The sequence below is a fragment of the Sphingomonas pollutisoli genome (assembly GCF_029167165.1).
Classification (GTDB): Bacteria; Pseudomonadota; Alphaproteobacteria; order Sphingomonadales; family Sphingomonadaceae; genus Sphingomonas; species Sphingomonas pollutisoli.
Window position 1 is genome coordinate 1 of the sequence record NZ_JARFNJ010000001.1, and the last position, 11,389, is coordinate 11,389.

Here is an 11,389-nt window from a genome sequence, read left to right on the forward strand (position 1 = left end):
ACTATCTCCTTTGCTCTGACCCCCAGGCGAGCAACGCAGATCGGAGCCAAAATGGCTCCCGGCAGTCATTGGGTCTACGATAGGGTACGATGGCAATGGCCGGGTGTCGTCGATCTCCAATGGCAGCGCGAGTTGGGGCTATTCGTGGAATTTAAGCGGGACGACGTTAACCGCGACAGTCACCGATCCACTGACGCACGTCCGAGTGACCACGGCCGACATCAACCGCGTGGTGCTCCTGACCGATAAGGATGGGCTTAACCGGACAACGACCTACCAATATGACAACGCGGGCCGGCTTGCCTATATCGTGCCTCCGGAAGGAGCGATCGTCAGCGGGACACCTACAACCGGCTACAGGAATTTTCTGTACGATGCTCGGGGCAACGTTACGTGCACGATGTCCGTTTCCAAAACTGCCTCGACGGCGCAAACATGCGCCCTACCAAGCACGGCCGATAAGATCGTCACTTTGGCAAGTTATCCTGCGAGTTGTACTAATCAGCTTATCTGCAACAAGCCGATTACGACCACTGATGCGCTCGGCCGCGTAACGGACTATACTTACGATACCAGTACGGGTTTTGTCTTGTCAGAAACATACCCTGCGCCTTTTACAGGCGGAATACGACCGCAAAACCGCGATACGTATTCCTCACTGTACGGCTATTATAAGCAAGCAAGCGGCGGTTTGCCCGTTCCGGCGCCCACGCCCATCGTCAAACTCACCGCTGTGTCGACTTGCGCCACCTCTGCCTCATGTTCCAACGGGACAGATGAGATCAAGACAAAGCTCGATTATGGGCCGCAAACCAGCGGCACGCTCAACAATCTCCTGCCGAGGATCGTGTCGCGAGGATCTGGTGACGGCTCGCTCACCGCGTCAACCAGCACCGTCTATGATATGGTGGGTAACGTGTACACTGTCGATGGCCCGCTTCCCGGAACGTCGGACACGACACGCTATCGCTTTGACGCCGTGCACCAACTCGTCGGCGCCGTCGGCCCCCGTCCCGATCCGGATGGACCGAACACGCTCAATAATCGCGCGGTTCGATACAGCTACAACCTCGACGGACAGCCTACACGCATTGAACGTGGAACCGTGTTGAGCCAATCCGACGCCGATTGGGTTAATTTTGCCTCGCTGCAGCAGGTCGATACGAAGTACGATACCCTTGGACGCAAGATTTCCGATGCTGTTAGCGACGGTACAACGACCTTTTCCGTGGCACAATATAGCTATGATGCCGCCAATCGGGCCGATTGCTCGGCACAGCGTATGGATGCGACAAAGTTCGGGGCGCTGCCGTCCTCAGCCTGCGCGCTAACCGAAGTGGGTAGCCCAGACCGAATCGTGAAGAACGGCTATAATGCCGCCAATGAGTTGATCAATGTCACCACCGGCTACCTTTCACCGGTACAGCGTGTTGATCAGACTTATACGTACACGAACAACGGCCGACTTGCGACGCTGCTCGACGGAAAGAGCAATCTGACAACCTTTGAATATGACGGTTTCGATCGGCAGCTCAAAACGCGCTTTCCTTCGCCGGCCACGCAAAACAGCAGTTCCACCACAGATTATAGGCAGATACTGCTCTATGACGCGGCGTCGAACGTCAAACAGCTACGCCAACGAGATGGAACGATCATCAACTTATATTATGATGACCTCAACCGGCTCATCACGAAAGATCTACCCAGTGGCGAGCCTGATGTCACCTATGGCTATAATTTGCTGGGCCAAGCCACGTCGATGTCGTCGAGCATCGCGACATTGGGCTTTACCTACGATCAACTCGGCCGGGTGACGCGGCAAGCCGGCCCCCAGGGCAATACAGATTCGGTGTACGACCTCGCGGGCAGGCGGACAAAGCTAACTTGGCCCGACGGCTTCTATTTGACCTATGATTATTTTGTTACCAACGAGATGTCCCATATCCGCGAGAGTGGCGCCACGTCCGGCATCGGCGTGCTAGCGACATTTCTTTATGACGATCTTGGTCACAGGAAGAGTCTGACACGTGGCAATGGCGCCGTGACCAGCTACACGTTCGACGGCGATTCTAGGCTGACCATCCTGCAGCAAGACCTTGCCGGGACGGCGTGGGATCAGACGCAAACTTTCACCTCTTACAATCCAGCCAATCAGATCACGGGCCAAACTCGCAGCAATGATGCTTATGCTTTCACGCAAAGCTATAATGCCAATCGCGATTATACCACCAATGGCCTCAATCAATACACGGGGGCTGGGTCGATCATACCGACCTACGACGCACGGGGAAACCTGACCAATTTCGCCGGAAATAATTATTCGTACAGCAGCGAAAATTTGTTGACATCCGCCCCCGGCAATACCTCACTGAGCTACGATCCGATGCTGCGATTGTACCAGATATCGGGAGGCATCACTTCCCGGTTCAGCTACGATGGCACTGACGCGATTGCGGAATACGACGGGTCAAATAACTTGCGTAGGCGCACTGTCTTCGGCCCTGGCACTGATGAGCCGCTGGTTTGGTACGAAGGTTCCGGCACGACCGACCGTCGGTGGCTGCATGCCGATGAACGTGGTAGCATAACCGCGATCTCAAATGACACGGCTGCGGCCATCGCGGTTAACAGCTATGATGAATATGGGATGCCGGCGACGGGCAATATGGGCCGGTTCCAATATACCGGGCAGATGTGGCTGCCGGAAACTGGATCGACGCCCAATGGCCTCTATAATTATAAAGCCCGCGTCTACAGCCCCCGCCTTGGCGGGTTCCTCCAAACCGACCCGATCGGTTACGGGGATGGCGTGAACATGTACAATTATGTTCATTCCGATCCGGTTAATAACAGCGATCCAAGCGGGCTGCAATGTGGCACGGATTGCGAGAACATCCTCGTCTGGGGCGACATCTGGAGGGGGTTTAGCGGCTTTCCTAGTTTACCTTCCACGACCTATTCCCAGGGCGGCGGCGCGATCACTCCCATACCGCCGGACGAGACACCGCCAATGTCCGATATCGTTGTGACTGCTAATAAAACCAAAATCAGTCCGTTTAGCGACGTAATCTTACTGCCCATTCGTTTCGATCTTGGCTCTTCGTTTGGACCTCAAAGGGACAATACGGGACGAAGAAACAGACTCGCCTGCAACTATCTCCTCAACAACAATTTCAACGCAGAAGATGCCTGGAACGCTGCCGTAAACGACAGGAACCCCGGCACACGCGATACCGCGCGCTCTTGGAACAATATTGATCTCAGACTTGCGGAGAACTTCTTGTATGCAGCTTACACGGGGCCTAGCGATTTTGAAATCTGGTTTTACCAAAACGTCACAAAACCTTGGAAACGGATTGTTGGACCTGGCAGTTCACCATACTCAGAGGACGCGATACAGGCGGGCTATGCCGGCACTCGTCTTTACGGAAAAACCCCCAAAGAAATAGCGCAATGGTGTCAAGATGCGACAGATTGAGAAAACTCTTATATATTCCGCTTTACTATGCGCCACAACTTCGGCATTAATTTTAATTTTACTTTTTTATGTCGAGAGCACTTTAATCATAACTATAAAGTTTTTATTATCAGTTATGTTGGCGAGTGGTTTTATCGGCCGCCTCATTTCTAAGCGATACTTGATTGCAATAGGCTGGTTAGGGATAGCATTATTTTTGCCAAATTCTCTTATATTTTCTGTTCCAGATCCTGAAATAGGTCACCCTATAATATCCGGTCGAGCGCAGTTCGATATTAGGTACATGGTAATACTCCTGACCTCTGTACTTTGGGCCTCTTTCTTTTACTTGACGGGTCGCTTACCTAACAAGGCCGTTTAGTAGCCGAGCATCCGCTCAAAGATGGATATTGCTCCGCCAGCAGAGCTAAAATACTACGAAATACGTCGTAATTCGCTAGCTAGACTGGAGGAGGACTTACTGGCTAGTGACGCTCCTATGGAGGCTGTCGATCACGTCGGAAAAGCGCTCGCTATCTGCAGTGCCGACTTCAAGGCGAGGTTTCATTCGAGTTAGCACATTCACCCGATCACCGTCCCATCATCCTGACCGGCACGGAACGAGAGAGGCCCATTCCAATCGACCACTTCAAAAGCTCTATGGAGGTAGTTTATGGTTAGGCAGTTTAAATTGACTACCATGATCATGACTTCGCTGTCTCTTTGGGCACCTCAAGCTCGCCCAAAATGCGCCAACTACTTCGCCGCCGCAGGATACGATGCAGACTGAACGGAATCTGCTTTAGACCTGTCAGCAGATATCTATTCGGATTCGTCCGCGCGCAACGACGCCAGACGCGCCTCGCAGATCGCGACAACATTGGCCTGCAGCACCTCGATCCGCTCCGCCATCCATGCCAGCTCCTCGGCCGTCACCCGATAATGCCGCGAGTAGCGCGCCTTCACATAGGCGGCGCGTACCAGCTCGAAGCACCGCTTCTGAAACTTGGTATCGGTCGGCCATATTGCGGCCAGCTCGGGGTGGTCGGGCTCGGTGAGCTTGCGCAAGCGCACCAGATTGTGGCTCTTGGGCGTGTACAGCGTCGTCACCAGCAGCAGCCCGTTGTAGAGGCTCTCGGCCGCCTGATGCTGTTGGAACGCGGCGGGTCTCAAGTCGCCTTCGCTGATGAAGAAGCGGGCGCCTTTCAGCCCCGCAGCCGCACCCTCCCGCAGCTCCTCGTAATAGCCCTCGGCCTCGGCCAGCGCCGTGGCCAGCGCCAAGGGCTGCGGCTCGACGAACGGGTGGCCCGGTTCCTCGAACAGCACCACGCCCTCGCGCACGATGTCCATGAAGAAGTAGCGGCCCCGCGCGAGCTGGTCGTTCACGTCGGCCAGGCTATGGACGATCAAGCTGACCGGCGTGCGCAGCAGCCTGCCCGACGACAGCTCGTCCAGCAGCCGCTTCTCGGCCGTCTCCCAGAACTCCAGCACGTCGGTGTGCGCCTCGTCCGCCACCACCACCAAGAGGTCGTAATCCGAGAAGTAGCGGCCGACCGGGTCCTCCACCCAGTCGCCCCGCGCATAGCTTCCGTACAACACGACCTTGAGGACCGCGCCGTCGCGCAATGCCGGCGACTGGCGCGTCGAACATTCCTGGGCGAACGTCTCACGCAGCACGTCTACCACGAACGCCAGCTCGCGCCGCTTGCCGGCGGGAAGATGATCCAGGGTGCGATTCATGCGTCCGGTGTCGCCGTTCGACCGCCCTCTGGCAACCCTGCCCTCCGTGCGCTGCGCGCGGCTATAGTCCCGCCGGATCATCGTCGTTCCTCATCCCCCTCGCGCGGCCCGAACGCGATCACGGTGATCGCCCGCGCAAGGTGCCGCTCGGTCGCATCCCCGTCGATGCCCAACCACCTGAACCGATATCTGGCGCCCAGACAAGACGGTAGCGATGATGGAATGTCGTGTGACAAACGACCGAATCCATAACCCGTAAAGGGGCGAAGCCTGTATCCGACTGAAATCGGATGGATTTTCCTCTGCGGACTCTATAGCATTGAATTTGTGCGCCGGTGGAAAGTTCTTGCTCTTTCGTCACATTAACAAGCGGCAGGATAGAAAACGCAGTGGCAATCTGAGCGGCAAATTGTGAGTCAGCGCAGCCCCATGCGATCCATTTTCTTGAGCAGGCCAACGCGCGATAGTCCAAGTTCGCGAGCGGTATGCGTGTGGTTATGGCCGGTGCGTCCAAGCGCCTCAAGGATGCGTCGGCGTTCGAGTGCAGCAACCTCTTCGTCCAGCGTATTAAACACGGCGGAGGCGGAGACCGACGGGGGCGGCTCGTCACCAACTGCAAAGGCCAGATCGGCTGCACCGACCATCAAACCCGTCACTCCGGGAATAGCGAGTGCGGCCGCACACTCTACGGCTGCGCGCAACTCGCGGACGTTACCGGGCCAACGTCGTTCCGCCAGCCAGTCGAGCGCGTCGGGCGTGAAGTGCGCGAGGCCCTCGCTCGTCCGCCGCAGGAATATGCGAGCGAGCAGCGGCACGTCACTTGCGCGCTCATCAAGGGACGGAGTCCGCAGGACAACGCCTTTTAGCCTATAGAACAGATCCTCACGAAAGCTGCCCTCCGCCACCGCTGAGGGTAAGTCGCGGTGGGTAGCCGCGACGATGCGGACATCGGCGATACGGGGCGTGCGCGCGCCGACCGGTTGGTAGCTGCCGTCGGCAAGGAACCGCAGCAGCTTCACCTGCATCGCAGCCGGCATCTCGCCGATCTCGTCGAGAAACAGCGTCCCACCGTTCGCGGTCTCGATCAGGCCGGGACGATCCGTGGTGGCACCGGTGAAGCTACCCTTGAGATGGCCGAACAGCTCGCTCTCGAGCAGTTCTGCCGGCACTGCGCCACAATGGACCGGCACGAGCGGCCGAGTGGCACGCGGCGATGCGGCGTGGATCGCGCGCGCGACCAACTCCTTGCCCGTCCCGCTCGGCCCGAGCACCAGCGCCGGCAACCGCGTTGGCGCGACGCGCCGGATCAATTCGCGCAAGGCTGCCATTGCCGGAGAGGCCCCCACCAACCCCATGTCTTCGTCCGCGCCAGCTTGCGCCTTGAGCGTTGCCACCTCGCGCGCCAGCCGCGCCCGCTCCAGAGCACGGGCGACCACGACGCGCAGCAGGTCGGGATCGACTGGCTTGGCGAGGAAGTCCCACGCGCCCGCCTCTATCGCCTTCAGCGCCAGCGCATGGTCGGCATGGCCGGTCATCACCACCACAAGCGCCGGCGCGAACGCCGGGATCAGGGCCAGTCCGGCCTCCGGGTGGTGGTGCGGCGGCATGGCGAGGTCGAGCAGGACGAGCTCCGCAGGCTTGGCTGCAAAGGCGGCGCGCGCGGCATCGCCGTCGCCCACTACTTCGACCTCATGGCCGAGGCCGCGAAGCCAAGCCCCGGTCAGTCGCTGGAAGGCGGGTTCATCGTCGGCGAGGAGAATCATGGCTTCGCTCCGAAAGTCAGACGGAAACAAGTGGACCAGCCGTCACGATGGGCAAGCACGACGGTGCCGCCATGCGCCTCCATGATCCGGCGGACGATCGCGAGGCCCAGTCCGGTGCCGCCGGGGCGCCGGGACACGAACGGGCGGAACAGGCTGCCGGCGATCTCCGGCGCGATCCCCGGGCCGTCGTCGCAGACGTCGAGGATGACCGGCACGGCTTCAGCGAAGACCGCAACTCGCGTGCCGAGCGCGCGGGCGTTATCGACAAGATTCGTCAGCACGCGCAGCAGCGCCTGGCGGTCGGCCACGAGCGTCAGGTCGTCCGGAACCTGCGCCTCCACTCCCAGGGCTGCAACTAGGTCGGCGACACGCAGCGGCTGTGGTGCGATCGTCCAGGCGCGCGCATAATCGAGAATGTCGGTGACGAGGTGATTCATCCGCGCGACCTGTTCGCCAATCTCGGCGCGCACCTCCGCCGGAGCGCCGGTCGCGGCCATCTGTACGATGCCGAGTGGATTGCGCAGGTCGTGCGCAATCGTCGCCGCAAGCGCGCCGATCTCGGCGAGGCGGGCTTCGCGCTCTGCCTCGACCAGCAGGCGAGCGGCGCCAAGACGGCGCGCGCTTTCGGCGACAAGGATGGCGAAGCGCTCAGCGACGTGGCGGGTGGTGGGCGGGGCGTCATCCCAGCCGACCAAGGTCACGACGTCACCCGCAATTGTGAGCGTCGGGCCGTCGGCAGGCAGGTTCAGTCGATCGCGCAGCAAACCGCGTGCCGCCTCGACAAGGGCTCCTTCATCTGGCGCCGCAGCCAATCGGTCGCGCCATTCGGCGACGTCCGCCTCGCTGACCCGCCCGCCGGGGAAGACGAGACGGTCGGCAAGCCGCTTCAAGGGCGCAAGGATCATGAGCCCCAGCGCGAGTGTCGCGGCCAACGCGGCCCAGGTCGCGAAAAGCCCGGCAGGACGCCCGGCGAGGGTGAGGGGCAGCGACGCAATGAGTGCGCTGGCGGCGCCCGCGCCGGCGACCAACAGCAGCCAGACGAGGCCACGCCGCGCCCACACGTCTGCCGCCATAAAGCGGTGGCGCAGGATGCCATAGACCAGCACGACCGAATACAGTGGAAGGAGCAGGATGGGCCAGGGGTAGGCGTCGATGCCGAGCGCGGGAAAGGCGAACCCGGTCAGCGCGATGAGGCCGATCAGGCTCGACATGAATACCGCGCCGGCCTGACGCTGATGCTCTCCCGCCTGCTCGCGCCATGCGCGTGCGAGGCGCAAATGACCTGCAACGGACAGCAGCGCCGCCAGGGCGAGCACGCCCCAGCCGACGGCCGAAGGTATGAACATGCCGGGAAAGCCCCGCCACGGCACGACTTCGCCGACACCGAACAGCAAGCCAACCAGCGCGGCGAAAGCGGCGGTCGCGTAGCTGACGATCGCAACCGGCCGAAGCGCCCCGCACAGAGCGAACGCGAAGACGAGGTGCACGAATGCCGCTGCTGGTAGCGGGGAAAGCGCGATCAGCGTCGTCGTGATTGGCGACGCTTCAAAGCCAAAGATGGCTGGCAGCGCCTGCGCAATGCTCCAAAGCGCGACACCGCCAAGGAAAAGGGCAAGAAGCGTCGACCCAGGCAGCGCGCGCGCGCGCAGAGCAACGAACACGGCAAGCAGCGCACTGGCAAGCGCGGTCAGCGATAGCGCACCGATATAGGCGAAGAGGCTGATAGCCGTATCCATCGTTGACAGCATAGCAGATCGCTCCGTTCACTGCGTTAACATTCCCGCACGTTGCCGGATCGGGAAAGCACGGTTTTCCGCCGATCTTCGCAACTGGCATGCCATTCGCAATGCGTCTTCCGAGCCGGGCGATCATCGCGCGGCGTTTGCAGGGAGACTCTCCATGTTGTTGCCGATCGCAGCCTTGCTGCTGACCTATGCGCTGACCGCGCTCATCGCGATCCTGGCCGCCGTCGTCCTGTGGCGGCCCCTGTCGATCCTACTGGCCGAACTCTGCGGCACCGAGCAGCGCTCGCGCTTCTGGGCGGTGTGGTCGACGGTGATGATGGTCACCACCCCGATGCTGTTCGTCTCAATCCGTAGCATCGCCACTAGCCCGACCGACCTGGTGCAGGGCACGATGACCAGCGCGCTGTTCGGTGTGTTGCTGGCGCTAACCGGCATGGGTTTCGCGGTCTGGAGCCGCACGCCCCGCGCCGCCGCGTGAGAGGACACCTCAATGCACGTTCTGATCGTCGGAGGCGGCGGCTTCATCGGCCGCCATATCGCCGGGCGGCTGGTGGCGGAAGGCGTCCGCGTCACTACCGCCGGTCGCGTCCCGGCACGCTTGGAACGGCTGATCCCCGGCGCGAGCGCGCTGACCTGTGACCTGTCGCGCGACACCGTCGAGGCGTGGCGCGGGCGGCTCGCCGGGGTGGATGCCGTGATCAACTGCGCCGGACTGTTCGGGGACGCGCGCGGCTACCCCTTGGTTCATGCATTCGGACCGGCCGCCCTGTTCGACGCCTGCCGTTTGGCGGGCGTCAACAGGGTCGTTCAGGTTTCCGCGCTGGGCGCACACCCTGAAGCAGCCAGCGCCTATCACCGAAGCAAGGGCGCTGCAGACGATCATCTTGCCGCGCTCGATCCTACGGGCAGCAACATGGGCTGGGTGGTGTTGCGTCCTTCGCTGGTCATCGGTCGCGGCGGGCGGAGCAGCGCACTCTTCGCGGCGCTGGCCGCGCTGCCGGTCACGCCGCACCTGGGGCGAGCCGGCGGTCTTGTGCAACCGATCCACATCGACGATCTGATCGAGGTCGTCGTCCGGTTGCTGCACGCGCCGCTGCCCCTGGCTGAAAGGCTCGATATCGTCGGTCCGGAGCCGATGACGACCGACGCGCTCACCGCGTGCTTCCGCCAATGGCTCGGCCTCCCGTCCGCTTGGCGCGTAACCGTGCCGCCGATGGTGCTTGCCGCCATCGCACGGTTCGGAGCCGGACCGGTCACCCGTGAAGGCATGGGCATGCTCGCTGCCGGCAATACCGCTCCATTCGCCCCGCTGGTTGCCGCGACCGGATATCTACCGGCACCCCTGGACCGGGCATTGGCGCGCCGCCCGGCGAGTGAGGCTGACCTTCAGGCGGCCCGATTTGTATCGGTGGCGCCTATCCTGCGGCTGATGCTGGCGCTGGTGTGGCTGGCGGGCGGGATCGTGCCGCTCGTCCTAACGCCAGAGGCGACAAGCGCCGCGTGGCTCACCCGCGTCGGACTCATCGGCATACCCGCAACAACTGCTCTGTGGGCAGGATCGCTGGCGGACATCGCAATCGGTTTGGCGTTGCTCACCGCCATGCGCGGCGCGGCACTCGCCGGGATCGGATTGATGGCCGTCTACACTCTGATCCTTGCCGGCATGGCGCCCGAGCTCTGGGCCGATCCATTCGGCGCGCTCGTCAAGAACGCAGCCGTGCTGGGGCTGTCGCTCGCCGTCCATACACTGGAGACCCGTCGTGGCTGACTATCTGCTGCTCAAAACCGTTCACATTCTCAGCTCGACGTTGCTGTTCGGCACCGGGCTCGGCACCGCCTTTCATGGGTGGATGGCGAACCGATCGGGAGATGCCGGCGCGCGTCGCGTCGTCAACCGCAATGTCGTGATCGCCGACTGGCTGTTCACAACGCCGGCGGTCATCGTCCAGCCGATAACCGGCGTGTGGCTGGCGCACATTGCTGGCTTCCCGCTGACGACGAGCTGGCTGGCCGCGTCGATCGCGCTTTACCTGCTGGTCGGCGCCTGCTGGCTGCCGGTCGTCGGCATCCAGATCGAGATGCGGCGGATCGCCGATCGCACGCCGGTGGGCGAGCAATTGCCGTCGCGCTACTTTCGTTTGTCGCGGTTGTGGTTCCTGCTCGGCTGGCCGGCGTTCATCGGCGTCATTGCGATCTTCTGGCTGATGGTGACCAAACCGGAGCTCGCTTGGTGACCGAATTTTGGTTTTGACGCCCGTTCAGCCCATCATCAGCACGTGACCGCCAGTGCTTCGGCCCCGCCCTGCTCGCTCGCAACGGCGTCACCGACCAATTTCCCCACTGGAAAGAGTGATGTTTTGAGGGGATCGGGATTCTACGGATCTGATGTGGAAGCAACCATTTGGACCCGAGGCGATGAAAGGGTCGGAAGCGGTTCGGCCCAGTAGCCGAGCCGCTTCCGCTCTCGACCCGGAGCCGGTCGTTCGCCGATCGGGCTTGGAACGGCAGCTTCCATCAAACCCAGCCATTCATTTCGGCAGATGTTCGCAAGTCATCGACAACTCTTTTGCGCAATCAAAATCAAAAACCGTAGGCGACGAAGCAATATGGGTATCAGTCTGGGAAACAGAAAAATACGGTCGTTTTAGCTTAACGGAGTTGTAACGGCAGAAGATAAAAGGCAA

7 protein-coding genes are annotated in these 11,389 nt (G+C 61.1%); 4 read left to right on the top strand and 3 right to left on the bottom strand.

What is annotated here, in order from left to right:
* The first annotated feature begins 103 nt into the window (after positions 1-103).
* The gene (locus PX554_RS00005; protein ID WP_275497851.1) at positions 104-3,478 is read left to right on the top strand and encodes an RHS repeat domain-containing protein; all 3,375 of its coding nucleotides are present in this window, start codon (positions 104-106) and stop codon (positions 3,476-3,478) included.
* Between the two features lie 801 nt (positions 3,479-4,279).
* Here the strand turns inward: PX554_RS00005 and PX554_RS00010 are convergent.
* The 3 genes from PX554_RS00010 to PX554_RS00020 all read right to left on the bottom strand — a co-directional run bounded on the left by PX554_RS00010 (position 4,280) and on the right by PX554_RS00020 (position 8,708).
* On the bottom strand, positions 4,280-5,278 hold the full coding sequence (locus PX554_RS00010; RefSeq protein ID WP_275497853.1) for a HEPN domain-containing protein: 999 nt from the start codon (positions 5,276-5,278) through the stop codon (positions 4,280-4,282).
* A gap of 335 nt (positions 5,279-5,613) precedes the next feature.
* Complete coding sequence (locus PX554_RS00015; RefSeq protein WP_275497855.1) at positions 5,614-6,960, bottom strand: sigma-54-dependent transcriptional regulator; 1,347 nt, start codon at positions 6,958-6,960, stop codon at positions 5,614-5,616.
* Entirely contained in the window at positions 6,957-8,708 is a 1,752-nt protein-coding gene (locus tag PX554_RS00020; protein ID WP_275497857.1) for a sensor histidine kinase, read from the bottom strand. The genes PX554_RS00015 and PX554_RS00020 overlap by 4 nt, the downstream gene beginning before the upstream one ends.
* A gap of 151 nt (positions 8,709-8,859) precedes the next feature.
* Between PX554_RS00020 and PX554_RS00025 the strand changes: the two genes are divergently transcribed.
* The 3 genes from PX554_RS00025 to PX554_RS00035 are packed head-to-tail and all read left to right on the top strand — an operon-like array spanning position 8,860 to position 10,939.
* Positions 8,860-9,183: a hypothetical protein gene (locus PX554_RS00025; protein WP_275497860.1), complete on the top strand. Its 324-nt coding sequence runs from the start codon at positions 8,860-8,862 to the stop codon at positions 9,181-9,183.
* A 12-nt stretch (positions 9,184-9,195) separates the two neighbouring features.
* Entirely contained in the window at positions 9,196-10,473 is a 1,278-nt protein-coding gene (locus PX554_RS00030) for an SDR family oxidoreductase (RefSeq protein ID WP_275497862.1), read from the top strand.
* A complete protein-coding gene (locus PX554_RS00035) occupies positions 10,466-10,939 on the top strand; it encodes a DUF2269 family protein (protein WP_275497864.1) in 474 nt (157 codons plus the stop codon). Before PX554_RS00030 ends, PX554_RS00035 begins: the two co-directional genes overlap by 8 nt.
* Positions 10,940-11,389: the final 450 nt, after the last annotated feature.

What these genes read in the sequence shown, in the direction of transcription:
- PX554_RS00010 (WP_275497853.1), bottom strand. Translation starts at nt 5,278, where the DNA reads ATGATCCGGCGGGACTATAGCCGCGCGCAGCGCACGGAGGGCAGGGTT.
- PX554_RS00025 (WP_275497860.1), top strand. Translation starts at nt 8,860, where the DNA reads ATGTTGTTGCCGATCGCAGCCTTGCTGCTGACCTATGCGCTGACCGCG.
- PX554_RS00030 (WP_275497862.1), top strand. Translation starts at nt 9,196, where the DNA reads ATGCACGTTCTGATCGTCGGAGGCGGCGGCTTCATCGGCCGCCATATC.
- PX554_RS00020 (WP_275497857.1), bottom strand. Translation starts at nt 8,708, where the DNA reads ATGCTGTCAACGATGGATACGGCTATCAGCCTCTTCGCCTATATCGGT.
- PX554_RS00015 (WP_275497855.1), bottom strand. Translation starts at nt 6,960, where the DNA reads ATGATTCTCCTCGCCGACGATGAACCCGCCTTCCAGCGACTGACCGGG.